General features: G+C 62.0%; 31 protein-coding genes. 15 read left to right on the forward strand and 16 right to left on the reverse strand.

From position 1 onward, the window contains the following. Nucleotides 1-97: 97 nt before the first annotated feature. A complete protein-coding gene (locus I6F09_RS17615; RefSeq protein WP_225188732.1) occupies nucleotides 98-436 on the reverse strand; it encodes a hypothetical protein in 339 nt (112 codons plus the stop codon). A 614-nt stretch (nucleotides 437-1,050) separates the two neighbouring features. Here I6F09_RS17615 and I6F09_RS17620 point away from each other — a divergent pair. Further along, complete coding sequence (locus tag I6F09_RS17620; protein ID WP_225188632.1) at nucleotides 1,051-1,266, forward strand: hypothetical protein; 216 nt, start codon at nucleotides 1,051-1,053, stop codon at nucleotides 1,264-1,266. Between the two features lie 187 nt (nucleotides 1,267-1,453). Then, on the forward strand, nucleotides 1,454-2,977 hold the full coding sequence (locus I6F09_RS17625; protein ID WP_225188633.1) for an FAD-dependent monooxygenase: 1,524 nt from the start codon (nucleotides 1,454-1,456) through the stop codon (nucleotides 2,975-2,977). A gap of 140 nt (nucleotides 2,978-3,117) precedes the next feature. Here the strand turns inward: I6F09_RS17625 and I6F09_RS17630 are convergent, their stop codons facing one another. From I6F09_RS17630 to I6F09_RS17645, 4 genes are all read right to left on the reverse strand, one after another. Continuing rightward, nucleotides 3,118-4,728 (reverse strand): hypothetical protein, encoded by a 1,611-nt coding sequence (locus I6F09_RS17630; RefSeq protein ID WP_225188634.1) that lies wholly within the window; start codon nucleotides 4,726-4,728, stop codon nucleotides 3,118-3,120. A gap of 317 nt (nucleotides 4,729-5,045) precedes the next feature. Then, a complete protein-coding gene (locus I6F09_RS17635; RefSeq protein ID WP_225188635.1) occupies nucleotides 5,046-5,669 on the reverse strand; it encodes a DUF1629 domain-containing protein in 624 nt (207 codons plus the stop codon). Nucleotides 5,670-5,920: 251 nt separating this feature from the next. After that, nucleotides 5,921-6,646, reverse strand: a complete 726-nt coding sequence (locus I6F09_RS17640) for a DUF4261 domain-containing protein (protein WP_225133182.1) — start codon at nucleotides 6,644-6,646, stop codon at nucleotides 5,921-5,923. 463 nt (nucleotides 6,647-7,109) lie between these two features. Further along, nucleotides 7,110-7,283, reverse strand: coding sequence for a hypothetical protein (locus tag I6F09_RS17645; RefSeq protein WP_225188636.1), 174 nt, complete (start codon nucleotides 7,281-7,283; stop codon nucleotides 7,110-7,112). A 329-nt stretch (nucleotides 7,284-7,612) separates the two neighbouring features. Here I6F09_RS17645 and I6F09_RS17650 point away from each other — a divergent pair, with 329 nt between their 5' ends. After that, on the forward strand, nucleotides 7,613-7,813 hold the full coding sequence (locus tag I6F09_RS17650) for a hypothetical protein (RefSeq protein WP_036007627.1): 201 nt from the start codon (nucleotides 7,613-7,615) through the stop codon (nucleotides 7,811-7,813). Next, nucleotides 7,810-8,034 carry a hypothetical protein gene (locus I6F09_RS17655; protein ID WP_225188637.1) on the forward strand — a complete coding sequence of 75 codons (225 nt, stop codon included), beginning with the start codon at nucleotides 7,810-7,812 and terminating at the stop codon, nucleotides 8,032-8,034. Before I6F09_RS17650 ends, I6F09_RS17655 begins: the two co-directional genes overlap by 4 nt. Here I6F09_RS17655 and I6F09_RS17660 read toward each other — a convergent pair. The 5 genes from I6F09_RS17660 to I6F09_RS17680 all read right to left on the reverse strand — a co-directional run bounded on the left by I6F09_RS17660 (nucleotide 8,028) and on the right by I6F09_RS17680 (nucleotide 10,065). Then, nucleotides 8,028-8,297: a hypothetical protein gene (locus I6F09_RS17660; RefSeq protein WP_057028648.1), complete on the reverse strand. Its 270-nt coding sequence runs from the start codon at nucleotides 8,295-8,297 to the stop codon at nucleotides 8,028-8,030. The genes I6F09_RS17655 and I6F09_RS17660 overlap by 7 nt on opposite strands. A 117-nt stretch (nucleotides 8,298-8,414) precedes the next feature. Beyond that, entirely contained in the window at nucleotides 8,415-8,663 is a 249-nt protein-coding gene (locus I6F09_RS17665) for a hypothetical protein (protein ID WP_225111967.1), read from the reverse strand. 274 nt (nucleotides 8,664-8,937) lie between these two features. Beyond that, on the reverse strand, nucleotides 8,938-9,129 hold the full coding sequence (locus I6F09_RS17670; protein WP_225111968.1) for a CsbD family protein: 192 nt from the start codon (nucleotides 9,127-9,129) through the stop codon (nucleotides 8,938-8,940). 331 nt (nucleotides 9,130-9,460) lie between these two features. Beyond that, nucleotides 9,461-9,652, reverse strand: coding sequence for an SANT/Myb domain-containing protein (locus I6F09_RS17675; protein WP_225188638.1), 192 nt, complete (start codon nucleotides 9,650-9,652; stop codon nucleotides 9,461-9,463). A 185-nt stretch (nucleotides 9,653-9,837) separates the two neighbouring features. Further along, a complete protein-coding gene (locus I6F09_RS17680; RefSeq protein WP_225130315.1) occupies nucleotides 9,838-10,065 on the reverse strand; it encodes a hypothetical protein in 228 nt (75 codons plus the stop codon). A gap of 128 nt (nucleotides 10,066-10,193) precedes the next feature. Between I6F09_RS17680 and I6F09_RS17685 the strand changes: the two genes are divergently transcribed. The 6 genes from I6F09_RS17685 (at nucleotide 10,194) to I6F09_RS17710 (ending at nucleotide 14,734) form a co-directional block, all read left to right on the forward strand. After that, a complete protein-coding gene (locus I6F09_RS17685; protein WP_036028871.1) occupies nucleotides 10,194-10,391 on the forward strand; it encodes a hypothetical protein in 198 nt (65 codons plus the stop codon). Between the two features lie 157 nt (nucleotides 10,392-10,548). Beyond that, nucleotides 10,549-10,869 (forward strand): hypothetical protein, encoded by a 321-nt coding sequence (locus I6F09_RS17690; RefSeq protein WP_036028868.1) that lies wholly within the window; start codon nucleotides 10,549-10,551, stop codon nucleotides 10,867-10,869. Between the two features lie 50 nt (nucleotides 10,870-10,919). Further along, nucleotides 10,920-11,546 (forward strand): hypothetical protein, encoded by a 627-nt coding sequence (locus I6F09_RS17695; protein WP_036028865.1) that lies wholly within the window; start codon nucleotides 10,920-10,922, stop codon nucleotides 11,544-11,546. A 211-nt stretch (nucleotides 11,547-11,757) separates the two neighbouring features. Continuing rightward, entirely contained in the window at nucleotides 11,758-11,943 is a 186-nt protein-coding gene (locus I6F09_RS17700; RefSeq protein ID WP_036007759.1) for a hypothetical protein, read from the forward strand. A 151-nt stretch (nucleotides 11,944-12,094) separates the two neighbouring features. After that, nucleotides 12,095-13,381 (forward strand): divalent metal cation transporter, encoded by a 1,287-nt coding sequence (locus tag I6F09_RS17705; protein ID WP_036007761.1) that lies wholly within the window; start codon nucleotides 12,095-12,097, stop codon nucleotides 13,379-13,381. Nucleotides 13,382-13,519: 138 nt separating this feature from the next. After that, nucleotides 13,520-14,734 carry a mandelate racemase/muconate lactonizing enzyme family protein gene (locus tag I6F09_RS17710; protein ID WP_036007646.1) on the forward strand — a complete coding sequence of 405 codons (1,215 nt, stop codon included), beginning with the start codon at nucleotides 13,520-13,522 and terminating at the stop codon, nucleotides 14,732-14,734. Nucleotides 14,735-14,828: 94 nt separating this feature from the next. On the opposite strand, the gene I6F09_RS17715 is transcribed toward I6F09_RS17710, so the two are convergent. Together I6F09_RS17715 and I6F09_RS17720 are read right to left on the reverse strand one after the other, a co-directional pair. After that, complete coding sequence (locus tag I6F09_RS17715) at nucleotides 14,829-15,107, reverse strand: hypothetical protein (RefSeq protein ID WP_225185414.1); 279 nt, start codon at nucleotides 15,105-15,107, stop codon at nucleotides 14,829-14,831. 292 nt (nucleotides 15,108-15,399) lie between these two features. Next, nucleotides 15,400-15,609 carry a hypothetical protein gene (locus I6F09_RS17720; protein WP_225111972.1) on the reverse strand — a complete coding sequence of 70 codons (210 nt, stop codon included), beginning with the start codon at nucleotides 15,607-15,609 and terminating at the stop codon, nucleotides 15,400-15,402. Nucleotides 15,610-15,941: 332 nt separating this feature from the next. Here I6F09_RS17720 and I6F09_RS17725 point away from each other — a divergent pair, with 332 nt between their 5' ends. Then, nucleotides 15,942-16,358 (forward strand): hypothetical protein, encoded by a 417-nt coding sequence (locus tag I6F09_RS17725; RefSeq protein ID WP_063888446.1) that lies wholly within the window; start codon nucleotides 15,942-15,944, stop codon nucleotides 16,356-16,358. A 72-nt stretch (nucleotides 16,359-16,430) separates the two neighbouring features. Here I6F09_RS17725 and rocF read toward each other — a convergent pair whose 3' ends face one another. Beyond that, a complete protein-coding gene (gene rocF / locus I6F09_RS17730) occupies nucleotides 16,431-17,408 on the reverse strand; it encodes an arginase (protein ID WP_225188639.1) in 978 nt (325 codons plus the stop codon). Nucleotides 17,409-17,670: 262 nt separating this feature from the next. Here rocF and I6F09_RS17735 point away from each other — a divergent pair, with 262 nt between their 5' ends. The 3 genes from I6F09_RS17735 to I6F09_RS17740 all read left to right on the forward strand — a co-directional run bounded on the left by I6F09_RS17735 (nucleotide 17,671) and on the right by I6F09_RS17740 (nucleotide 19,374). After that, entirely contained in the window at nucleotides 17,671-17,931 is a 261-nt protein-coding gene (locus tag I6F09_RS17735) for a hypothetical protein (protein WP_036007657.1), read from the forward strand. 328 nt (nucleotides 17,932-18,259) lie between these two features. After that, nucleotides 18,260-18,394: a hypothetical protein gene (locus tag I6F09_RS37565; RefSeq protein ID WP_260343353.1), complete on the forward strand. Its 135-nt coding sequence runs from the start codon at nucleotides 18,260-18,262 to the stop codon at nucleotides 18,392-18,394. 764 nt (nucleotides 18,395-19,158) lie between these two features. Beyond that, entirely contained in the window at nucleotides 19,159-19,374 is a 216-nt protein-coding gene (locus tag I6F09_RS17740) for a hypothetical protein (RefSeq protein WP_036028847.1), read from the forward strand. Nucleotides 19,375-19,984: 610 nt separating this feature from the next. Here the strand turns inward: I6F09_RS17740 and I6F09_RS17745 are convergent. Next, on the reverse strand, nucleotides 19,985-20,173 hold the full coding sequence (locus I6F09_RS17745) for a hypothetical protein (RefSeq protein WP_225188640.1): 189 nt from the start codon (nucleotides 20,171-20,173) through the stop codon (nucleotides 19,985-19,987). A gap of 190 nt (nucleotides 20,174-20,363) precedes the next feature. Between I6F09_RS17745 and I6F09_RS17750 the strand changes: the two genes are divergently transcribed. Then, nucleotides 20,364-21,197, forward strand: a complete 834-nt coding sequence (locus tag I6F09_RS17750) for a metal-dependent hydrolase (protein ID WP_050992072.1) — start codon at nucleotides 20,364-20,366, stop codon at nucleotides 21,195-21,197. 5 nt (nucleotides 21,198-21,202) lie between these two features. Here I6F09_RS17750 and I6F09_RS17755 read toward each other — a convergent pair whose 3' ends face one another. Together I6F09_RS17755 and I6F09_RS17760 are read right to left on the reverse strand one after the other, a co-directional pair. Next, nucleotides 21,203-23,140 (reverse strand): adenylate/guanylate cyclase domain-containing protein, encoded by a 1,938-nt coding sequence (locus I6F09_RS17755; protein ID WP_225148124.1) that lies wholly within the window; start codon nucleotides 23,138-23,140, stop codon nucleotides 21,203-21,205. Nucleotides 23,141-23,585: 445 nt separating this feature from the next. After that, nucleotides 23,586-24,926: an adenylate/guanylate cyclase domain-containing protein gene (locus I6F09_RS17760; RefSeq protein WP_225188641.1), complete on the reverse strand. Its 1,341-nt coding sequence runs from the start codon at nucleotides 24,924-24,926 to the stop codon at nucleotides 23,586-23,588. Nucleotides 24,927-24,958: the final 32 nt, after the last annotated feature.

Genomic DNA, 24,958 nt, shown 5'->3' on the forward strand with positions numbered 1-24,958 from the left:
CGAAGGCACCAACAAAAAACCCGCGCCGGATTGCATCCGCGCGGGTAACAGCAACTTCTGTCGATGATGCCATTCTGCCAGTGTTTTGCCCGACGGGTCAACGCTCAATCGAGACGCGGTTGCAGATCGGGATATCCACTGTCTCGAGCGTCGTGACGGCGTCGCCGCTGTTCGAGCTTCCCGGATGCACGATGATGCGCTCGATCCGGTGAATCAATTCCAGCACGCCGTCCTCGCCGTTCTCGACCGGCTGTGCGGCCTTGCCCCAGCCGCGATCGAGGATGGCGTTGGCCGCCGAGACGCGCGCCGCGGGCGTTGCATCCTCGCTACGCATGATGCCGACGAGCACCCTGATGGCGGTTCGGGTGTGGCTGCGCGCGAGCGAGCGGATCTCGGTCAGGTTACGCGCCCGCGGCGTCTTCCCGCGCGCGGGCAAGCGGACCGGTGCAGGCTCGAGCTCACCTTCGATGATGTCCTCGTTCACGCGAACGTCTCCCACAGCACGATGGCAACGAGGCCCGCGACGGCGAGCGATATCAGGTAGGCGGTCATCGTCTCTCCCTATAAAAGAAATGCGCGGCAGATCGCGCGAAGAGCGCGATCGTTTCGGGCGCGAACCCTATCTCCGTTGAACCCGGAGACCGCAGCGGCGCAGGCAAATGCCCGGCGCCGCGGGCCGGCACGTTCGCGCGTGCACGGCCAGCAATGGTTTCGGACGACGGCGCGCCGATCGGCGCTCTCTCAACGCGTTATCAAGCGAGGGCGTGGCCGCAATGCGCCGCCGCCGTCCGATTCCAAAATCGAGAACGAAAAAACCCGCGGCGGACTGTTCCGCGCGGGTGAACCAAGCTCGTCTCGATGATGGCATTATGCCGGTGTTTTGCCCGACGTGTCAAACCTTCCGCTGAATTGAAAAAGCCCGCCGCGGATTGCGTCCCGCGCGGGCCATCTCAAACTCGTTTCGATGATGCCATTCTGCCAGTGTTTTGCCCGACGTGTCAAACGAACGAATTCGCACGAGCCGCGTTGGACAATCAGGAGCGACCGGCCATGACCATCAAGACGACCTCACCCGGCACATCGCAAGACGAGACGTTGCGAGATCGTCCGGGCTCGAAGCCGCGCATCGACAAGGAACGCGCCACGCAGCAGGCGATCCTCGAAGATGCCGACGTGACGGCGGACGACGGCCGCGATCTCGCGCATGGCGAGGGCGGCACCATCGATCTGCCTACACAACCCGGCGATTTGGCGAAGGACGATTAGCCCGCGGCACAAGCGGCGCGCATCTCGATGATGCCATTGTGCCGGTGTTTTGCCCGACGTGTCAACGCGCCGAACAGGCGAGAGCCTCATCTCCCACCTCGATATGTGGTGCGCAAGGGGCTTGCTTCAAGCCCCCGGTGATCGCGTAAGACCCCTCGGCCTGAACAACCAGTCGAGGGGTCACGACATGCCTTTCCCGCTTCCGACGTCACGCTCGCGCGGCCGAACCAGCGCGGAACGCGCAACTGCCGCCGGCCATCAGGTTGTCATCGCCGGCGCCGGCCCGACCGGCTTGATGCTGGCCGCCGAGCTCGCGCTGGCTCAAATCGACGTCGCAATCGTCGAGCGGCGCGCGAGCCAGGACATCGTCGAGACGCGCGCCGGCGGACTTCACGCGCGCAGCATCGAGATCCTCGATCAGCGCGGCATTGCCGAGCGCTTCCTGCGCGAAGGGCAAATCACCCAGCTCGCCGGCTTCGCCTGGACCAGGCTCGACATCGGCGATCTCCCCACCCGCCATCCTTATGGGCTCGCGCTGCGGCAGAACCAGATCGAGCGCCTGCTGGCCGAATGGGCCTCCGAGCTCGCGGTGCCGATCTATCGCAGCCGCGAGGTGACGGGCTTTGCGGAAGACGACACCGGCCTCGACGTCACGCTGTCCAGCGGCGAGCGCTTGCGCGCGCTTTATCTCGTCGGCTGCGATGGCGGCCGCAGCGCGGTGCGCAAGAACGCCGGCATCGACTTCCCCGGCTCAGAACCTTCGCTCAGCAACCTCATGGCCGAGGTCGAGATGCGCGAAGAGCCTCCATTCGGCCTGCGTCACGACGCGCTCGGCTTCCACGGCCTCAGCAAGACGGGAAGCGGGCGCGTGCTGGTCGTCGTGACGGAAGCCGAGCTCGCGCGCAGCGGCGAGCCGAGCTTGCGCGATCTCAGCGCGGCGCTCGAAGCCGTCTACGGCACGGACTTCGGCGTCAACAATCCCGCCGGGATCTCCCGCTTCACCGACGCGGCGCGGCAGGCCGCATCCTATCGCAGAGGCCGCGTGCTGCTCGCCGGCGATGCCGCGCACATTCATCATTCCGTCGGCGGCCAGGGCCTCAACCTCGGTGTGCAGGACGCGGTCAATCTCGGCTGGAAGCTGGCGCAGGTGGTGAAGCGCATCTCGCCCGAGAGCCTGCTCGACACCTATCACAGCGAGCGCCATCCCGTCGCCGCGCGCGTCCTGAAGAACACCATGGCGCAGATCGCCCTGCTCCGCCGCGGCGACGACGGCCGCAAGGCCGCGCGCGAGGTGATCGCCGAGCTGCTCGCCATGGACGAGCCGCGACAGCGCCTTGGCGCGATGATGAGCGGGCTCGACATCGCTTACGATCTCGGCGAAGGCCACGCGCTGCTCGGCCGCCGCATGCCCGATCTCGATCTCGCGGTCGACGGGCGGCCGCTCAAATTGTTCACGCTGCTGCACGGGGCGCGCGGCGTGCTGATCAATTTCGGCAAGCCGGGCGGCCTCGACATCTCTCTCTCGACGGAGCGCATAGTGATCGTCGATGCCGATTACGATGGCCGGTGGCTGCTTCCGGCGATCGGCGAGGTCACCGCACCGAGCGCGGTACTGGTGCGGCCCGATGGTCATGTGGCCTGGGTGGGCGACGAGAACGGACACGGACTTGCGGAGGCGCTGACGCAGTGGTTCGGGCCGGGTGGTGCGTAGGGCGCGAACGTCTCGTGCCCCGCCAAAACAAACAAGCCCTCGGCAGATCCGCGGGCTTGTTCCGAACTTTTCGATGATGCCATTCTGCCAGTGTTTTGCCCGACGTGTCAAACGACCACTCTCGCTCCACTACACAAACGTCATTGCGGCGGAAGCAAAGGCCGTATCCAGCGCGAGAACCATTCCTCGCCATCATCGCGCGGATGGAGGGAGCCGTCCACTCCGAAGATCTGTGGAGGAATGAGATAACTCGGCTCGTCTGCAAACACGCCGATCGGCTTGCTGGGTTGCGGCTGCTGGCCGCGAGCGGCCGGGATAGTCCAATTGCCATACCGATCGTCGAATGCGGTAGACGGCAGATACGGGACTGGCGCACTGCCCGATATAAACACGTTGCCCGCGTTCGTCTCATTCACACGGGCGAGACGCCGGACATCTTCGGGCGCGACTGATGCGCTTAAGCGCGAGACTCCTGATTGAAGCGCTTGCGGCTGCTCAGTTGGTCCCTCAGAGGTCTCGTCCTGATTTCCGCGGTGCCCCATCGCCAAGGGCGTTGCGATCGTTTTGGCATCTTCGTTCGACCAAGGGCCCGCATTCAAGCCGCCAACATAGCTGCTCGTCTCGTCGCGATTGAATGGATCATATGCGGGCGCTCCGGTGGAGAACACTCCTCCGTCGCTGGTCCGAGCAGTTGCCAGCGTCGGTACGCCAGCAGCTAGCCCAGCGACCGCTGCCCGAGCCCAGACAGGCGAGAATTGCGGCACTAACACCGCGGCCGCGGCAAGTCCTGCTCCCATGTAGAGGCCAGCGGGCGGCGTTGCATGAGACGGAGCGCCGGGGTCCAATATCGGTGAGCGTTCGGAGAATGGATTTGGCCAACCGGTCGCAGGATCAAACTTGAGCACTAAAGGATCCTCGGCCACCCCAGTAGTAGGAGGTAGTTGTCCAAAGCCTCGAGGATTGGTCGCCGGAAATCCCGGCAACCCGTACGTGATAAGCGGATTGCTAGGCGTAAATCCTTCCGGTTCGTTGATTCCCTCAAGCGACGGCGGAATAAAACCTGGCAAACGCGTATTGACGAAGGGCGGCACTAGGCCCGGAAGATCGGGGACAGGTCCGACGTTGGTAAATTGCAGCGAGATAGGAGAGCCTTTCGGCGAACGCTTCAGGATTGCGATCCTCTCTGCCATGCTGAGACCGCTGGTTGGAGAGAGAAGCGGAAAGTCCAAGGCCGCGTCCGCGCGACCGGCAGCGAGGAATTGGTCCACTGTCTCCTGCATCTCCCGGATCTGCGTCTGATGATCGGCGGCGTATGCTCTCCAGTTGTCGAACCATTGCTTGTTCACCGCATTTGCGTTTTCGGTGGTCATTCCCGTAGGAGTATTGGCAAATAGATGACCGCTCGCCAGCGCGTACTTGGCGGCCGCCACGAGTGCGTTTACGTCCGACACCAGCTCATCGAGCTCATGCGAGTCACCCGCGAGAGCCGCCGCGTACCTCGGAGATTCTTCTACCGTCTTAAGGTAGTCGCCGAACCCCTGATGATACGCCCCGAGATGGCCTCCAGTATGAGGGCTCGCACCCAGATCGCTTGCCGCCGATTGTACGGAGGGCAAACTCATACGATTTCGAGTTGCGTCAACTTCGAACCGTCCACGTAAAAAGCGGACGACCGGGTGGTCGGCGAAATGCTGAAGTAAAATGTGGTGATTTTGAAACATGAAATTGCGGCTCCTGCCGTGCGCCGGCATCCGAGCTGCTCCTGAATGCAGCCGGCGTTCTGGTTTGAATGCTGTTTGGATGGCCTGCACGGGGGAGGCCGGCCGCTGGATTTGCGGGTTGTATCGTCCGACGTGCCGGTAAACGTTGTGGCACGAAGCTGTTGCCGACGTCGGCATCTGCCGGAAGGCTTCGGGACAGCGGAGGGCTTGGCTACATCACGTAGATCGGGGGAATCCCCCGCGCCAACAACGCGCAAGCACCTTCGGACGCGGGCGGTTCACGTGCGTTGATAGATCATTGAGTCTTGGGAGACTTTCGACGGTATCTCAGTGCGCTACGTCTGGAATCAACCCCAATTGATGTAGGGATTTCCGAATCTTAGACCTTTCAGGCCTGCAGCCTTACAAGCATCCTTCATTGCTTGACTACAAACAACTTTGTTCAAAAAGCGGGCTCGGAAGATATGAGCCGAACCGATGACCTCTTCGCGAAAGACGAACGTGGAATCCATCGCCGTGCCGACATACCGCCTGAAATCAGTCCCATCTTCCAGGACTTTGAAGTTCGACTTCTCCTCATCGATGACATCGAGCTCACGGACGAGGTCGCAGAGCCAATATACCGGTGCTTCTCCTCTCAACGACCGCGTTTCGCATCTCAGAAAAGCAACCCCCTCTCTGTCCACCGACTCGAGAACGTTTTTCATTCGATCGGACACGAGCCAAAAGTCGTGAAATGGCTCCCAGTCGGCCGGCGGCCGCCCGAGAGATCTGGCGATCAGCAGCCGCGGCGTTTCTAGGAGCGGAGGAAAGCTTCGCTTGCCTCGTGGTGAATACAGCACGGGGCCAACGCCCAAGGCGTCGAAATTTTCCATGTTCCAACCGGGCGACGTGCTAACTCTAATATCCCGTTCGAACTTGTATAGCTTTGACGACTTTTTCTTTCGCGCTGCAATACCTGACTCGGGCATCGTTTGTCGCTCCCTTGCCTATCGCTCGGCCCACGGCGCTTCTCAGAGCTTTGAAGTTCTCAAGCCGATTTCTTTGCGCACCATGGACTTGCACGTGGAACAAGGCTTGCGCGCAACAATAAAGCCCGCGGCTTCCCGCGAGCTTGATCGGCCTTTCTCCATGATGCCATTCTGCCAGTGTTTTGCCCGACGTGTCAAAGCGATTTCGAGCAGTGCAACTACCATTCGACACGTGCAAGAAGTTTGGGAGACTAGTGCTCGAATTCATCCGTACAATAGAACACCGGCAGACCTCCAAAAACATCAGAGTTCTTGTAGCGCACTGCAATCCGCTCGCTCGCACTTGCTCCGATCGTATCACCGTCCTTCACCACGTTTCCGTGCTCGATCAGATACACGGAAAGTCCTGCCACCTTGTCGAACAACGCCGGAAGCGCGAGCTTACCGGTCACGAATTCGATCTCGCGGCCGACAAACGCGGACAAGCCCATCGTGATCGCTCCGATCTTCGCACCTGACCGGAACGGAAGAATGTCGACCCATAGTCTAAAGGGATAGTCCGGATACGGTGCGAGCGACCAGCGAGACGCATCGAGCCATAGATCGGCCGGCTGTGCCACCCGGCCCGCCCACACCACGCCGCAACATTCCGGCACGGTGGCAATCAATGCACCGATGACTGCAGTCGTAAGGCGGGCGGCGACCAGCGGCTGCTCAGATTTTCCGAGCAGCGAGACGATAATGTGGCCTTGATGGTTCGTTGCCACAGCCTCGCTTTCGGGCCAAGTTCGCGCAGCGCGCGCCCAAAGCCCCGGATCCTGCGGGATGGGCGCCGGCATCGACATGACCGCAACAAGCTCGTTGCCACAGCGGATGAGCGGCGAATTCGCTTGAGCCGGTTGCAGCTCGTTATCGTCCGGCGCCTCTGCTGCCAATTCCGGATGGCGGGCGTGAAGAACTTTGGCGACTGCTGACATGTCAGGCGTCACCGGTCTGCTCAACAGGACAAAAGAGAGAAGCGAGCTACTCATCAACGACCCCGCAGAAATTCCAGTGTGAGTCAAACTTCGGCTGTTCGCCCAGAGGTTGAAATCCTCTTTAGAACAAATAGGGAACAATGTCAATCGGCGTTTTCCGCGCTCCGGGTGAGCGCAAGATAGAGGGGTTCACGCAACAACAAGAAATACCGCGCGCGCCGTCGCCAGAGCCACACCGGGGCCGCCCTCCCATGAACAACCGGCAACACACCGCGTTGCACCGCCCGTGCACGGATCAATGGCCGATCCTCTGTTGGCGCGCCGATGCCGCCCTCCTCTAAGCAGAACGGCTTCGCCTCGCCCTGACGTCAGCGCGCGATCGCCCGCGCGATCTGCGACAACGCCGCGCAAACCCGCACCCTGCAATCCGGCCTCTCGCCAACCATCGCGATAGCGCTGACGGTCAACGCTCCTCGTTCGGCGTAGCGTCGGGCTCGCGCTGGAAAGGCTCGTGCGTCCTGCGTCCCAGAAACGTATCGGGCGGCGTCTGCTTCAGCAGCTCGCGGCATTCGCGCACGATCTGGCGCATGTATTCGGTCTGCTCGTGGTCGGCTGGCAACGGCCGATAGACGGTCATCGCGGTGCTCCCTTGCTTTGCAGGCGGGAGCGCGCTCGGTCTCTCAGCCACCGACGCCTACGGACAAAGCCTTGGCCGGTGATGCAACATCAACTAACAGAGGTCGCTTCTGTTCAATATTGAACTTTAGGACTCGCGCGGCGCAAATTGAGTAAGCCACTCAACACGCTCAAGCTTCTCGCGAAAATTAATCCGCGCACCATATCAAATGATGTGACGCGCCGCTGCAGAAGGCATAAGGTAAATCCATCACCGCGAGGCCCGTGGCAGAGATCGGTGATGAGAACGCCAGTTGCGCTCCCGCCCTACTCTAACGAGGGAGCACGCCCATGCAGAAGCGGCGTCGTTTCAAACAGACCACTACCTTGCGCGAGAGACTCGCGGACGAAGCGGAGCGCTGCCGCGAGGAAGCGCGCAAATTGGCCCCTGGCCCCCGCCGCGACATGCTGCTGCGCCAGGCGCGCCGCGACGAAACCGCCATGCAGATCGATTCCTGGCTGCGCTCGCCCGGCCTGAGGGCGCCGACATGATGCAATATCGCGCTTATCTCATCGGCGAGAACGGTGTCTTCCGCTCCGCCGAAGCGTTCGAAGCCCCGTCCGATTCCTCCGCAGTCGATTTTGCGAAGCGGTTCACGCGGCTCGGCAAGGTCGAGGTTTGGCAGCTCGGCCGAAAGATCGCCGTGCTGGACTCCGAGCAGCTCTGCCCGCCCCAGCCCGAGCCGTCCCGCCCGACGCTGACGCGTCAGTGACCGCGTGAGCGCGGCCGCGACTTCAGGTCTTCGATCTGGAAGCAGAACTTCACCTGCATGACGGGACCGCTGGCATCGCGCACGTCGATCGCCAGCTCCCGCCGGTCGCCGGTGAGCGGCGCGGAGAGCAGCGCATCGCGCGCGAGGTCGGCGACCGACTTGGCGGCCTCGGCCTGAACGGCACGCGGGCTCGACAATTCCAGCCCCTCCTCGTCCAGCGCAATACCCTTGTCGTCGCGAAGGTCGAAGTAATATCGGGCCATGAGCGCAATCCTTTGCCCTATAGGCCGAAGCACGGACAAAGGTTTCCGGCGGGACTAAAAAATCTCTTGGGATCCAATGGGTTCCGGGAACACGGACCGATCTGCGGACCGGCCCGCCTATTCCTCCGCGAGCTTGTGCTCGATATAGGCGTCCACCGTCTCGGCGAACGAGCGCTGCACGCCGACCGCGGCATCGTGCTGGTCGAGCGCGTCGCGTTGGAGCACGCGCAGACCCCGCCCGCGCATGCTTAACGGTGCGGTGTTCAGGTACTGGTCGATGGCGCCCTTGGCAAGCGGGATGGCCTTGGGATCGCCCCTGGCGATCAGAAGCCGGAGCAGGCTCTGGCATTCGGCCAAACCGGGCATGGCGTCACTCACCTCTGCTGCGATTTCGGCTTCGGCCGCTGCGCCGGCTGGGTATGCGTTCCAAACAGCGCCAGCAGCAGCGCGACTTCTTCCTTCGAACCGATCTGGATCATGATTGTCTCTCCGTTTCGCTTGGTTGGTCGGCCCCGGCGGGCGCCGAGTTCAGGACGATCTGGTTTCAGCACTGTTTCAGGCGTGTTTCGTCGTCGCCGTGGGCTTGGCAGAAAAGGAAAAGCCGCCCTGAGGCGGCCAGTTTCAGACTTTCCGTTTTTGGCTATTTCTTGAGGGCGTCAGAGGCGTCCCGCGCTGCGTCCTTCACATCTCCAGCGACGTTGTGGGCGGATCCCTTGGCCTTATCCATCTTGCCTTCGGCTTCGAGGTCCTTGTCCCCGCTAAGCTTGCCAGCCCCCTCTTTGATCGCGCCTTTTGCCTTGTCAGCGGCGCCCTTCACATGTTCACGGTCCATGATCGTTATCCTCCTTGTCTAGAAGACGAGCACAACGAAAACGCTGCGCTGTCGTTCCTGCGAGACGCGCACCACACGAAGAACGGTCGATTGCGATGTCCATGAGCTGTTTACGCAGCTTGTACTTGCTGCTCGCCGCGGGTGTACAAAAGTGGACAGACAGGGCCGTTGAGGTTTGGTTTAGCTCCTGCATTGGACTTGTAATTCTTACTTGCGATCGGCCCGGACGCTCACACTCCGGGTTTTTCGCTTGGCGCCTAATCCGCCTTGAGCGTGAAGCAGACACCGACCCGCTGACCGAGTGTTGACGAGTCCACGCCCCCAGCACGCGCTATTTGCCGCGCTTCTGCGTGACGGTGCGCAGCGCGATGCCGTGCTGCCAGGCCCGCACCCGCACGGCGGCTTCGCTCCGGTTGAGCTCTTCGGCAATTTCGTCGGGGCGGCGTCCGGCTTCAGCCAGCGCTTTCAGCCGCTCATGCTCGTCCGCCGTCCACCGCTTCAGCAAGGGATAGCGTGATTGCATGGTCGGAGTTGGCTCACCCGTCATTCAAGTGCGACGACAATCGACCGGGACGGACCAAGTTCCTATCTGGCCGCGCGTGGCGGACCGACACTAATGAACTTTGCAAAAATAAAGCCCGCGGCGGATCGCTCCGCGCGGGCTTTGTTTCGAGCGCAGGCTCGGGTGAGACTTTCGCTCTCAGTGCATCAGTTCGAGGTGCAGACCTTGACGGTCTTCATGCCGGCCTCGGCTTCAGACCTGGTCTTGTACACGGTGTCGCCGCTGACGACGGTCGTTTCCGTGGTCGTCGGCTTCGACTCGGTGATGGTGCACTTCTTGGTCTTGACGTCCTGCACCACGTAGAACGTTTGCGCAAACGCGGGAGCCGCAACCGACGTCAGCACGGCCGCGGCAATGATCGCCTTGATGTTCATCGTGTCCTCCTCCAGCAGCCCGGTATCCAGGCTCGTCTTCTACAAACCCGACAAATTGCCACTTGTTCCCGGCCACCGCCTCGAACCAACTCCGGCGGATTGCGTTAGCACGCAAACAGGAGGCTTCGATGCTGGACGTGCGGCTGGTGACAACTTCCCTGGCGCTGCTGGTTGCACTGATGAGCGTGGCGCTGGCTGAGCCCGTCAAGGAACAGGCCGCACCTGTGGTTCAGGGCGCCACCGAAGCCCGCCCCATCCGCGTGATCCTTCCGGCGCCGTGGGAGCCCACCAAGGGCCAAGCCGAGTCTGTGCAATCTTCAAAGTAGCAGGTGGCGGACGCATGTCCGGCCGCGGCGGCAACTCGCTCGTCGTCGTTACCAAGAGCCGCGACCGAAGAGCCGCAGCAAACTCATCCAAACCAATAGCAACCAATCCGACTCTCACTTGTTGTCGCCCGCACAATCACTTGCAGGAGACAACAACATGAAACGTATGACAGTGCTGGCCGCAACCTTGGTGCTGCTCGGTTCGGTGCCCGCGGGCGCCCAATCGCAGCCGGCGCAAAGCGGGCCGGGCAACAACGCCGTGAACAGCTCCGACCAGAACAACTCCAACGCGCCGGTCGCGGGCCGCAACAGCTTCACCGAGGGACAGGCGAAATCGCGGATCGAGGGCGCGGGCTATTCCAACGTCTCCGGCCTGCAGAAGGACAACGAGGGCGTCTGGCGCGGCAAGGCCGACAAGGCCGGCACCAAGACCGACGTCAGCGTCGACTTCCAGGGCAACGTCAACCCCGCCAAGTAATTCGCGCAAGTAATTCGCGCAAGTCATCCGCGACATCAGGAGATCCAGACATGACGACGACCATCTCTCGCCTGTACGACAATTACGCCGATGCCGAGCGGGCCGTGACCCGGCTCGAAAGCGCCGGCGTGCCGCATTCCGACATCAGCCTCGTCGCCAACAATTCGGACAATTGGTACGGCTCACGCTCCGGCAAGGTCGATCGTGACCGCGACGGCACCGATGATCGCGCCGAAGGCGCCGGCACGGGTGCCGGCATCGGGGCCGGGCTCGGCGGCGCCGCCGGCCTGCTCGCAGGTCTTGGCCTCCTTGCCATCCCGGGCCTTGGTCCGGTGGTCGCGGCCGGATGGCTCGCCTCGACGGCGGCCGGCGCGGCTGCCGGCGCGGCCACCGGCGGAATCATCGGCGCCCTGACCGAGGCCGGCGTCTCCAGGGAAGACGCATCGCGTTATGCCGAGGGCGTCCGCCGCGGCGGCACGCTGGTGTCCGCGAGGGTGCCAGACCAGGACCGCGCGCGCCTCGATGCGCTTCTGCACGAGCGATCGGTCAACCTTCAGGAGCGCAGCGCCGCATGGCAGAAGTCCGGCTGGACCGACTTCGACGCCGCAAGCCCGCCATTGTCGCCGGAGGATGTCGTCCGCGAGCGCGAACTCTACGGCGTAGGCTCGCGGCGATAGGGCGGTAAGCTCTGACACGACAAAGGCCCCGCGATGCGGGGCCTTTTTGTCATCGTGACGCCGGCACGGTCGATTGTGCCATCTTGCCGGTGTTTTGCCCGACGGGTCAAACTTTATCTCAAATGCCGCAAAGCGGATTGGCCGAAGTGAAATCTCTTCGCCTCATGCTGGGACATGTCGAATGGACGGGGGCAAGCCGGAGAGACCTTCGATGTATTACGTCGCCGCTGCATTGCTGGTGCTGTCGGGACTGTTCTATTCCGCGAGCCGTCATGAGCTCGGCCAATTCGGCGCGGACGTGTGCAGGTATGGCGGCACGTTCTGCGACAACCCGGTGGTTCTCTTCACCGGCGCGGCGCTGGCCGCGGCCTGGGGCATGTTCGTCAGCATCAGGTAGGCCGATGATGGCAATATAGCCCTGTTTTGCCCGACGGAGCAAACTCGACTTAGCATTTTCGGAAACCAGCCGCCCGCTTCGGCAGCGGGAACTTATGGCATTCGATTCGCATTTGCTAAAGACGACGTCCCGCACCCGTTCGAGCCCGTTGATGAGCGACAGCGCCCTCACCCCGACGAAATCCGCGCCGACGCTGTTGCAACGGCTGGGGCCCGGCCTGATCACCGGAGCTGCCGACGACGACCCGTCGGGTATCGCCACCTATTCGCAGGCCGGCGCGCAATTCGGCTTCGGTCTGTTGTGGACCGTGTTTCTGACCACGCCGTTCATGATCGCGATCCAGCTCGTCAGCGCGCAGATCGGCCGCGTCACCGGCAAGGGGCTCGCCGCCAACGTCATGCGCGTCGCGCCGCGCTGGGCGGTGCTGGCGCTGGTCTCCATGCTGGTCGCCGCCAACACGTTCAACATCGCCGCCGACATCGCCGCGATGGCCGAGGCGCTCTCGCTCGTCATCGGCGGCCTCAACCACGAGCACGCGCTGATCTTCGCGGCCGGCTCGACCCTGCTGCAGGTGTTCGTGCCCTATCGCCGCTATTCGCCGGTGCTGAAATTCCTCACGCTGGCGCTGTTCGCCTATGTCGCGACCGCCTTCACGGTGCAGATTCCCTGGAGCACAGCGCTGCTCGCCGCAGTCTGGCCGAAGCCGAACGTCAGCGCCGACTATCTCCTGATGGTCGTGGCCGTGCTCGGCACCACCATCAGCCCCTATCTGTTCTTCTGGCAGGCCTCGCAGGAAGTCGAGGAGATGAACCAGGGCGAGCGCGACAAGCCGCTTCGCCAGCTCAAGCGCGGCGGCGATCACGAGCTCGACCGCATCAAGACGGACACCATCTCCGGCATGCTGCTCTCGAACGGCATCGCCTTCTTCATCATCCTGACCACCGCATCGGTCCTGCACGCCAACGGCATCACCAATATCGGCTCGGCGACGGAAGCGGCCGAAGCGCTGCGGCCGCTGGCCGGCGATTTCACCTTCGCCCTGTTCGCGACCGGCATCATCGGCACGGGCCTGCTCGCCATTCCCGTGCTGGCGGGCTCGGCGGCCTATGGCGTTGCCGAGATCTTCGGCTGGCGCGCCACGCTGGAGGCCAAGCCGGACGAGGCGGCCGGCTTCTACACCATCATCGCCGCGGCAACCCTGATCGGCTTCGGCCTCGGCTTCACCGGCATCGACTCGATCAACATGCTGGTGTGGAGCGCGGTGCTCAACGGCATCGTCGCCGTCCCCATCATGGCGATGATGATGCTGATCGTCTCGAACCGCACCATCATGGGCCGCTTCAGGGCCCGCTCCTGGCTGATCGCGCTGGGCTGGCTCGGCACCGCAGTCATGGCGCTCGCCGTTCTCGCCTTGCTCGGCTCGTCGGTGATCGGCTGACGCAAGGCCTGCTTCGGACGCGCTGCCGCGCCGCATCTCTGCATCTTCCCGCCGCCCCGCGCTTGGCTTAACAATGCGGTCCGGGCCCGGCTCAAGATCGGGCGACAAGAAAAGCCCGGCCGGGCGACAGGGAGCGACATGACCAAATCTTCAAAAGCAACGAGCCTCGAGATCCTCGCCTGCGATGCCGGCTGGAGAAACTATCATTTCGTCAAGCTGACGACCGAGGACGGCATCGTCGGCTGGAGCGAATTCGACGAAGGCTTTGGCTCGCCCGGCGTCGGCGCCGCGATCCAGCGCCTCTCGGCGCGGGTCATCGGGCAGAACGTCTTCCAGCACGAGCGCATCTTTGCCGAATTGTTCGCAGCAACGCGTCCTGCGGCCGGCGGCGTGGTGGCGCAGGCGTTAGGGGCGATCGAGAATGCGCTGCTCGATGCCAAGGCGAAATCGCTCGGCGTCCCCTGCTATGAGCTGCTCGGCGGCAAGATCCGCGACCGCGTCAGGGTCTACTGGTCGCATTGCGCCACGTGGCGCATCAACCACCCGTCCTGGTACAAGCCGGCGATCGAAACTCTCGACGGCGTCAAGGCGATGGGGCGCGAGGTGCGCGAGAAGAAGTTCACCGCGCTCAAGACCAACATCTTCTCCTATGACGAGGGCAAGCCGACCGGCTGGCGTCCCGGATTCGGCTCGCCCTTCGCGCCCGAGATCAACGTCGACCGCAAGATCCTGCGCGACCTGCACATGCATCTGGAAGCGATCCGCGACGGCGCCGGCCCCGACGTCGACATCCTGCTCGACTGCAACTTCAACGCCAAGACCGAAGGCTACTTGAAGATCCTGCGCACCATCGCCGACCTCGACATGTTCTGGGTCGAGATCGACAGCTTCAATCCGGAAGCGCTCGCCTACATACGCAAGCAAAGCCCGCACCCAATCTCGTCCTGCGAGACGCTGCTCTCCTTGCGTGAATTCCTGCCCTACTTCCACGCGCAGGCCATGGATGTCGCGATCATCGACACGCCCTGGAACGGCGTCTGGCAGTCGATGAAGATCGCCGCGGCGGCCGAAGCCTTCGAGGTCAACGTCGCCCCGCACAATTTCTACGGCCATCTCTGCTCGATGATGAACGCGCATTTCTGCGCCGCGGTGCCGAACCTGCGCATCATGGAGATCGACATCGATCGCCTGTCCTGGGATCGCGAGCTGTTCACGCACGAGCCGGAGATCGAGAACGGCCATCTCATCATCCCGAACCGGCCCGGCTGGGGCACCGAGCCGAACGAGGAAGCCTTGCGGGCTCATCCGCCGAAGACGAGTGGCGGGCTCCTCAACTACGGCCGCAAGAGCTGAGAGGCTGAAGCATGATCCGGAAAAGTGTCTAGCGGTTTTCCGAAAAGATCATGCTCAAACAATAACCTAAAGCGCGGTGACGCTTCATCGCGCTTTACGGCGTCACGGGATTGACGGTTGGAGACGTCTTCGGCCGCTGCGGCTCGATCGGCGATTTCGGATCGGTCGGGAGCACCAGGGCGCCAGCGGCCCGTGCCGCTTCACCCGTGGTCGCGTACATCGCGACGTGGGCCGGCTGTGTCTTGGCCCGGCTCCACGGGCCGTGGTCGACGATCAGCATGGCCGCAATCGTCACGCCCGCCACGATCAACGCCATCACGCCGGGATGGCGCAGAGCTCTGGACATGGAGTACGCGAAGCGACCATTTGTCATTGAAGCATCCGCATTTTTCCTCGCAGGTTAATTCGGTCGAGCCCCCTCCGGTTCCCCTACTGTTGGGGCTCGTAGCGTTGGCGATGCCGCGCCGGTCGTGGCCTCGCGCGAGGCGACGGGGTTGCTGCGTGGAGTTCCCGGCTCGGGCACTCCGGGCGCAAGCTCTATCCCTCGCACACGACGCGCAAAACCGTCACGATGGTCGCCGAGATGAGACATGAAATCGCAAGCAGGGTCCAACTCGGCCTCGTGCTCTTGCGGGCCACGCGGACAACGAGCATCTTCATGCACGTCAACATTCATCCCTGGGAAGGCGGTGCAGGTAGGCTATCCCGAAAGAGGCGAGCTCTTCGGTATCGCTTGGGTGCTCTTCCCACCTCCTCTGCAGATGGCGTTCCAGCAGACAGCGCCTTGTGTCTTGCGCGGCGACCTCGGGGTGCCGCGCCCGGTACACCGTCCAGGCGGTGTCCGCGGCGTTCTTCAAGACCATGTCGTCGTCCATGCCTGCTCTCCGGAAATCCGAACCTCGTGGCGTCCCAACTTAAGGACACGCTCCAAAGTTTCCGGTTTTTCCCGGTGTTCGACCATTTAATGATTCAGGGGCGATTTGATCGGATTCTTTCTCGGCGCGCCGCGCGCCGCTCGGGGCAGTCCCGAACCTCTTGGAGGCATTTGGTCGAACTGATGGGAACTGCAGGCGTCGCCGTCCAGGCCCGAATTCTCGGTGACGCCGTCCCGACGCCGAGCACCCATTGGCGTCGTTACCGGCCAGCAGCAACCATTGCTTATTCTTCCCGTTATTCCCTGGGGCAATGTGACGTGAGAGGTATGTTGATGAAGAAGATTGCAATGTCAGCCCTGATGGCCGGCGCTCTGGGCCTGAGCTCGATCGCAGCAACGTCTCCCGCCGAAGCCCATTGGCGAGGTTGGGGACCCGGCATCGCCGGCGGCCTGGTCGCAGGCGCCGTCATCGGTGGCCTTGCCTCCTCCGCCTACGGCTGGGGACCTGGCTATGGCTACTATGGCGGTCCCCGCTATTACAGTGCCGGTTACTACGGCGGCCCCTACGCCTACGGCTACGGATACGACGAACCCTATCGATGGGGCGGTGGCTACACCACCACCTACTACACGGCGCCTGTATCCTACGGCTATCGCTATCGCCGCGTCGTGCGCCCCGCCTACGCCTATTACGGTGGGTCCTATCCGGTCGTTCGGCACCACTGGCATCGGCACCACCGCCATTGGTGAGAGCAGCCGATCAGGCGCCACGAGAGCCGCGCTCGACATGGGCGCGGCCTTTCGCTTGCAGGCCAGCGGCCATCACTCGCCTGGTGCGATGGCATTGCTCGGCGTCGGCCGGTCGGTGATCTGCTGACCGAACAGGCTGCCGATCAATTCGACCGCCGTGCGCGCGGTCCGACCGCGTTCGTCCAGGAACGGATTGAGCTCGACGATGTCGACCGATCCGACGACGCCGGAATCGTGCAGCAGCTCCATGATCAGATGCGCCTCGCGATAGGTGGCGCCACCCGGCACGGTGGTGCCGACGCCCGGCGCCACGGAAGGATCGAGGAAATCGACGTCGAAGCTGACATGCAGCACGCCATTGCTCGCCTTGACCCGTTCGATGACGCGGCGGATCAGGACAGCGACACCGAACTCGTCGATCTGGCGCATGTCGACGATCCTGATCCGGCGCGTGCGCATCAGCTCCTTCTCGAGCTTGTCGATCGAACGCGCGCCGAACAGATCGAGCTTGTCCGGGGCGATCGAGGCGCGTGGATCGTCGCCGAGCAGGCCGTCGAGCCCGGGCTCGCCGCACAGGAACGCGGCTGACATGCCGTGCATGTTCGCGGTGATCGTCGTCTCCGGCGTGTTGTAGTCGGCATGGGCGTCGAGCCAGAGCACGAACAGTTCGCGGCCGCGCTCCTGCCAATGCCGCGCCATCGCATTGACCGACCCCATCGACAGCGTGTGATCGCCGCCGAGAAAGATCGGCAGCGCACCTGATGTCGCGATCTCATAGCCTCTGCGGCTCAGAACGCGCGTCCAGCGCTGGATCTCGCGGTAATGATTGGCCTGTTCGGGCGGCCTGTCGGTGAGGTCCCGGACTTCGGCTATGGACAGATCGCCATAATCGACGACCTCGAAATCAAGGCTTTCCAGCAATGTGGCAAGGCCGGCGGTGCGCAGCGCCGCAGGCCCCATCAAGGTGCCGCGCTGCGAAGCCCCCATGTCGATGGGAGCGCCGAGCAAGGCGATGCGCCGGGGTCGATCCGTCATGGTCCGGTCGGTCACGGCTGCCTCCTGACGTCAGCAAGGTTCACCCAGCCTAACAGAGATTCGCACCCGTCGTTTCCCGGGGAGCGCGCAAGCCGCCGGCATATCATCCGGAACAAAATTCCCTGCGCTGAATTGCCCATCCAAGGCCGGCACCCGCCGTCAATCACGGCGCCTGTCGCGGATAGCCAAAGGTCATGAGAACCCGCTGTTCAAAACGAGCGCTCGCGCGGATAGCCAAAGGTGCCGGCTTCGATCATCACGCCAGGAGGTCGCGTCCTTGAGCACGGAGATACCGCAATCCTCGTCCCAGCCCGGCATGGCCGAGCGTGCCATCGATACGGCCGCGGACGTCTCCCGCACCATTGGTGAAGTCGCCGGAGGCCTGCACGCAGCGGTCGATCGCCTCACCTCCGCAGTCGAGGAATCGCGCAAGCCCGGCGGGGCACTCGCGACGGTTTCCGCGATCACGCGCGAAGCACCGCTTGCCAGCCTGTTCGTCGCCTTCCTGTTTGGCGTCGCGGTGGCGCGCCGGCGGTAGCTGTTCTGCGATCGCCCTCTGGGTGAAACCGTCCTGCGTCAGGCCTGGCTCGGCGCTGCGGTCCGGCCTCGGAGCCGATCTACGTCAGAGCCAAGCGGAGTGCTACTTTTACCAACGAAAGGTCAGCGCCACAGAGGGTGGCGCCAGCATCGCCTTATACGGTCGAGAACGGCTAATCTAGCTGATGCTTCACGAAAGCGGCACTTACGTGAAGCTGCTCGCCCCCGGCGAAAATCTCCTCGCTTTATAATAGGAACGTCTCCGTTCCGGATGCTTTCCGGAAAGCAACGAGCCGGAGCTCCGCCAACAGTGCCGTGCTGCTGTTCACTTGCAGGGCAAGCCCGACGGATCGGCCCGCTATGCCGAGCACGTCAATTGCTACGTCCGCAATGGCGCGGAATATCCCAGCCTTGCCGCCCTGCTCCGCGCGATCGAGGCCGAACACGCTTACAACGAGACGTGATATGTAGGTGGTCCTCAGAACAGTCCCTACGCTCTTCTTCACTGGCTCAGATCAGACCCACGATCATCAAGACTCCGATCTCAATCATGAGGAGCGTAGCCGTTGCCGCGGAGATGAGAAACAAATCACCTAATGACAGGTGCATGATTTGCCTCACAATTTGCCCTAGAAGCGGCCCTTACATCCTTGGAACGGGGCGACAGGGCGGGATGATGGGGCCGCTTCTAGGAGGTCCTTGACGCGTTCATCCGGCGCCAAGCGGCCCTCATTCTAATCCAAATTTAAATCTCGTCCAGCATTTAATTCATTTAAAATGGCGTATTATATTAATATTTAATTGCGCCAGGACTTGAACGATGCAGTCCGCTGGGGAATTAGTTTCTTTACGGCGAGCTATCTATCTGCCCGAGCATGCGAGGGACACAAGCTGTGGCTGGCGACAGCCGGCAAGCAAGCCTCGGGGCCTGACTGGATCCAAGACGATGACCGAATGCTGGCATGCGTGACAACGAGCGCGTGCGGCTGCTCTCTCTCGCAATGGCACCGAGGGACCAAGCGGTACCTGGATCGATGAGGCGGCTCTGAAGAATCGCCAGACAAGGAACCAGCCCGGCGCCAGCGCAGTGCTCTGCGGGCACAAGCAGCTTTAATCTGCCCGGCGCATGAGATTGGCTTCGGCGAAAAGCGGTGGCGAGCGGGAACGTTGAGACGGAGCTGAGGTTGATCGAAAAAGAAGAGATTGGCGGCGCCAGCTGAGCACACGGATGGACAAGACCTTCGTCTATGATGCGTTGAGGCAGGTCGAGCGCGATGTAGTTGAAGGAGAACGACGCCTTGCAGAGCAAGAGAGAGCGATCCTTCAGTTGAAGCGGGAAGGAAAGGATACCGCTACCGCTGAAATAGAGTTGGACACATTGCGCAGAGCCCAGCGTGTTCTTGATCAGGACCGACAACGCCTCCTTTCGCTGTTACAGCCTTGAACGGGTGACGGCATTCGACGCCTCTGTGCGTTAGAGCATGATCCGGAAAAGTGCGTAGCGGTTTTCCGATAAGATCATACTCAAACAATAACCTAAAGCGCGATGACGATTCATCCTAATCGCATCGCGCTTTGGTGCATCGTGAAAATCGCTGCGGAGCCAAAGCTGACGCGAACCAATGTCCCACGCTGTTGTCTGCGACCGCCCCCTAGTGAGACCATCCTCCGTCAGGACTGGCTCGCGCTGCGGTTCGGTCCCGGAGCCGAGTACCGAAGGCACTATTCGTCGCATTGCCGCGGTGGCACCTGCCAACGGTAGACTTCACCTTGAAGGGTCGAATGCTGAGCGCGGCTCGCGCAAGCGTCCGCCGATTGCGTTCGCGATGTCGCCGTGCTTTAGGCAGCAGCACGGCCGCTTGAGCAACTTGCCAACGCGAACAGCCTAACGTCTGCCGTGGGGTCATAAGCGCGCTTCACGCGCGAGCCGCCCCTTTCCTTGGCACGAATAGCCAGCGCAGGCAGATCATCGCCTTATGCGTAAACGCCGCGCAGTCGTTTGAGGGTGCGTTCTGTCAGAAAGCCGGAAAGCCGGGACGGGTCTGCTGGTGGATTCAGTCTTTTTGTTTCTCGCCTGCGCTTCTTCCATCAGAGCTTTTCGAGCGCTCTTCGAAACGATCAGCGCCCTTAGCTAGATCCTGCCCCATCTTGCTCTCGGTTTTTTCTTCCTCCTTGGAAGCTGCTTCGCGCAAGCCTTCAGCGGCCCGTTTCCCCGTTTTTGATGATTTTCGTTCGTCGTCCATTTTTGGCTCCCTCCTCATCAAGATGCTTACCAAGAAACCGCTGGTCCTCAGCTGGGATGGACAACGTTCCAATTAGATCATCTGAACATGGTTCCAAGTTCCGCGGGGCTCTCAGTCGGATCGCGTGCGACTCCGTCGAATACCGTGATAGAGTAATCACGAAAGCAGAAGCGGTTGTTCGGAGTTTCCAATGAAAGCCAAGTGGGCTCTCTTTGTGAGCTTCTTTCTCGTGATCGTCCCGGGCTATCCCGCAGCCCAACCGGTGGAAGTGCTTTGGCTTGGGCACGCAACGACCCGCATCACTAGTGTCGCCGGCAAAGTGATAGTGATTGATCCCTTCCTCACCAGAAACCCGAAGACGCCGCCTGAGTACCGGGACTTGAAGGCGATTGGAAAAGTGGACCTGATCCTAGTGACGCACGGCCACCAGGATCATATTTCCGATCTCCTCGATCTGGCACGTCTGACGGGCGCCAAGGTTCTTGCCAATTACGAGTTCGGACGAAATCTTGTCGCGCTGGGTCTCCTTGAAGAGAACAACGTCATTGCCATGAATAGGGGCGGCATGGCCGAGCCGCTCGGCCGGGGCGTCAAGATCCATATGGTGCCGGCCGATCACAGCTCGTCGCTCGACTACAATATTCTCGGCATAAGGAACCCTGACCAGTCAGCATCCATCCGGCAAGGCGGAGGGGCCGGAGTTTCCGTTGGCTACGTGATTGAGATGGAGAACGGCTTCAAGGTCTACCACACGGGCGACACCAGCGCCTTTGGCGACATGGCGCTCATTCGGGAGCTCCACAACCCGGACCTCGCGCTGGTGTGCATCGGGGGCTTTTTCACCATGGGGCCTGACGAAGCCGCTTACGCGGTTCGGGAGCTGATCAAGCCGAAAGCGGTGATACCAATACACTACGGCACCTTTCCGGTGCTGAACCGAACCCCGGCCGAATTCAAGAAAGCTTTAGGATCTACTAGTGTCCAGGTCTTGGACGTCGCCCCAGGTCAGGTAATGAGATTTTGAGGCCGCTAATCGGGCACGTTGGCGAGTCTAAGGCCCGTCGCCATGCGTTCCCAATCCGCTGAATCCTTGAAGGGATACCAGAAAGCAGTTCCTCGAATAGAGAGTGGGTCTAGTCCCTGTCGATTCTTCTCGGCCAACGAAAAGATCCGTTCAGCGTCCGCTTTCCGGCCCAAATGGCCGTAGGCGGCGAGAAGCACACGATAAGCCCATCGGTCGTCTGAATTGAGAGCGATAGCCCGCTCCAAGCTTGCCGCTGCACTTTGAAATTGCTCCAACCCGAATTGGGCCAATCCGAGTTCATAAAAGTAAGAAGGTGGGGAGAATGGATTGAGCCGCATGCCATGGAGGACGAGCTCAAGAGCCTTGGCCGGCTGACCGGCTAAGCTCAACGCTCCAGCGAGCGCGACGTAGGCGTTCGCGTCGTTGGGATCCATGCTGATTGCTCGCTCTCCCTCTTTGATCGCCTTCTCGTGCATTCCTTGCTGAGACAGAATGGCCGAAGCGACCTGATGATTGAGGGAAATCGGAGACTGTTGTGCTTTTGTGATGTACTCTTCAGCCTTCAAGCGCGCATCGTGCACCGATCTTAGCCCGAACCTCTCTTCCTGCCATTGTCTCCTTGCAATCTGCCAGTATGTGGCCGCGAGCGCAGCAAAAGCACGAGAGTAATTCGGCTCGATTTCGATCGCTCGCTCGAAGTGGCCGATCGCCTCGCGCGCGGCCTTCGGATTCTGCTGAAGGTACCTGTTCCAACCCTTCAGGAATTCGTCGTAGGCCACCGGGTTTTCGGTGCGCTTGGTGGCGATTTGCCCCTGCTCCTTGGATGTCAACTGAACCGCCAATGTTCGCGTGATCTTGCCGGCGATTTCATCTTGCAGCCCGAAAACATCTCCCATCGCGCCCTCGTAGCGATCTGCCCAGAGCTGCCCGCCGCTCGCCGCATCGACCAGTCGAACGTTGATGCGAATCCGGTCCGCGGCTCGGCGCACGCTGCCTTCCACCACGTAGCGGACCCCGAGATCCGCAGCGGCCTTTCGCACGTCCACGGCAGTGTTCTTGAAGGTAAAGGTGGAGTTGCGGGCGACGACGAAGAGTCCGGCCACTTTGGAAAGCTCGTTGATCACATCATCGGTAATCCCATCCGAGAAGTATTCTTGGGCTTTGTCGTCGCTGAGATTGGAGAACGGCAGCACGGCAACTGAGGGTTTGTCGGACCGCACCGGGGTGCTGTCGCCCGCGTTCTGCACCCCGCCTCGCTGCTGGGCCCCCATCCACCACACGGCTCCGCCCGCGCTCGCAACCACCAGGGAAGCGACGGCGATCGCAGCAAGGGCAATGCTTCGCGCCCGCTGCGACGCGCCATCGTGCGCGGTCGGGTCGGCGAAGCCCGTCCGCGCCGAACCCAGGCTCTCGCTCGAAACAGCGTAGGCCTGGACCGCTCGGTCGATGTTCTTGAGTTTTTTAAGACCCAGATTCTTGAAAGAGAATGGGAGCGCCTTGTGGACCTGCTCGTAGACGGCGCCCGAGATGCACACGCCCCCTGGCTCGGCGACTTCTTGGAGCCGCGCGCCGACATTGACCCCATCTCCAAGCAGATCTCGCCCGCGCGCTACGACATCCCCCACGTGAATACCGATCCGGAACTGGACACGCCGGTCTCGAGCGATCTCTCGTCCCATTTCTAGCAGTCGACCCTGGACCGCAACGCCGCATTGAACGGCATCGACCGCGCTCGGGAACTCCGCCAGGACGCTGTCCCCCGCGGTGTTGGCAATCCGGCCCCCATGCTCCTCAATGAGAGTGTCCATGACCTCACGCGCGCTGGCGAGGCTTTTCAAGGTGCCAAGTTCGTCCAGGCCTACCAATCGCGAGTAGCCCGCGACGTCCGCCGCAAAAATCGCGGCAAGGTGCCGCTCAACCCGTTGTTCCTGCCGCAGCGGCATCCATCGTCAGCCTTTGGGGTGCTTGGCAATTCTGCAGCTTGAGATGCAAGGTTTCAAGGCACAGCGGGGTACGAAGCGAGGCTTTGGTACGTGAGGGTCGGCTGTCCGGCGAGTCGACGCCACCGCTGACACTTGGACCGGCTTGAATCAGGACTGATGTACTCCGTCCGGACCCCAGTCGCTGACGTCCGACCGGTGATCCGTCGTCAGGCAGGAAAGCCTAGCCGGGTACGTTCGAGTAAGGCCGTGTTGGCTCCGGCAGCTCCTTGTCGTCTGCATTCATTCCATTGCGGCAGGTCGGCTTTGGGTCAAAGGCTGCCATCGGCGGCTCCGGCGACGGTTTCCCCTCAGCCCTCGGAAGCGGACGCTGCGAGCCTAAGAGGCGAAGTCAGCGGTGGCCAAAAGCGGTCATCGGTGCGTTGACCGCATGGCGGGTGAAGACGTGCTAGGTCGTTACCGCACGGAACAGACGCCATTTGTCGGGCACGCCTTTGAGAATGTGGCGGCCGCGCTCCTCAAACGTCAATCCAGAGCCTGCCACGAGATCGCGAACCGTCTGTGAGACCAGAACTTCACCCGGGGCAGCTAGCGCCGCCACACGTGCACCAATATGCACGGCAATGCCAACAATATCGTGAGCGACGAATTCGCACTCGCCGGTATGCAAACCGCAACGGACCTTCAGATCGAGTGGGCGCACCGCGTCGCCGATTGCGCTTGCGCAACGCACAGCGCGCGCAGGGCCATCGAACGTGGCAAGGAAACCGTCGCCGGCGGTATTGACTTCGCGGCCGCGATACTGGCCGAGCACGCCCCGAGCTTTGGCATAGAACGCATCCAGCAGCACGCGCCAGGCGCCGTCGCCGAGAGCGGCCGCGCGCTCCGTCGATCCCGCAATGTCGACAAACAGCACAGTTGCAAGCACCCTGTCCGGCTCCGCTGCTTGCCGATGCCCGGTGACGAACTCTTCGACCTCATTGATAATTGCATCCTGATCGCCAACCCAGACCATATGGTCCTGACCGCTGAGCTCAATCAGTTTGGCGCAAGGAATCTGCTGCGCCATGTAGCGCGCATGCTTCACGTCAATGACGCGCTCATCGGTGCGATGCAAAATCAAGGTCGGCACACGCGTCACGGGTAGGATGTCCCTGACATCGATCTCCCGGTTCATGCGCATGATCGCCGATGCCGCGCCTGGGCTTGCCGAGGCCCTGAAGTAGGCGGCGGTTTGCTCAAGTGCCTGTTTATTGCCAGCGAGGCTAGGCGCCCACATCAGCAAACTCATCGCATCTGCCGAACCCCAATGGTGCTCAATGTCATCGAGGAAAGCGCTCCACTGCGCATCGGTCCACGCGAATGCGTAGTTAGGGGCCCACGAGCGTCGCGCATAAGTGCCACAAAGCACCAGAGCTGACGTGCGTTCGGGATACGTAGCTGCATAGAGCAGCGACATCGGACCGCCCTCGGACACGCCAAACAAGGTGGCCCGCTGAGAACCAACCTGGTCCAGCACCGCCTGCACGTCGTGCATCCGCTGTTCAAGCGTGAAGATCTGGGAACCGCGATCGGACATTCCGGTGCCGCGCTTGTCGAACGTGATGACCCGCGCAAACGTTGCAAGCTTGCGGAAAAAGGAAGCGCGTGCCGGCGATTGCCAGAGCGCTTCGACATTGGAGACAAAACCTGGGACGAACAGCAGGTCGCGCGGACCGTCGCCCATCACCTGATAGGCAATATGGACGTCGTCACTTTTGACATAGTGAGTGGCCGGGATGTCAGCCATGGTGGCCTACTGCGTGACAAACCGCGGGCGCG

The organism is Bradyrhizobium sp. IC3195 (assembly GCF_020193585.1).
GTDB lineage: Bacteria > Pseudomonadota > Alphaproteobacteria > Rhizobiales > Xanthobacteraceae > Bradyrhizobium > Bradyrhizobium yuanmingense.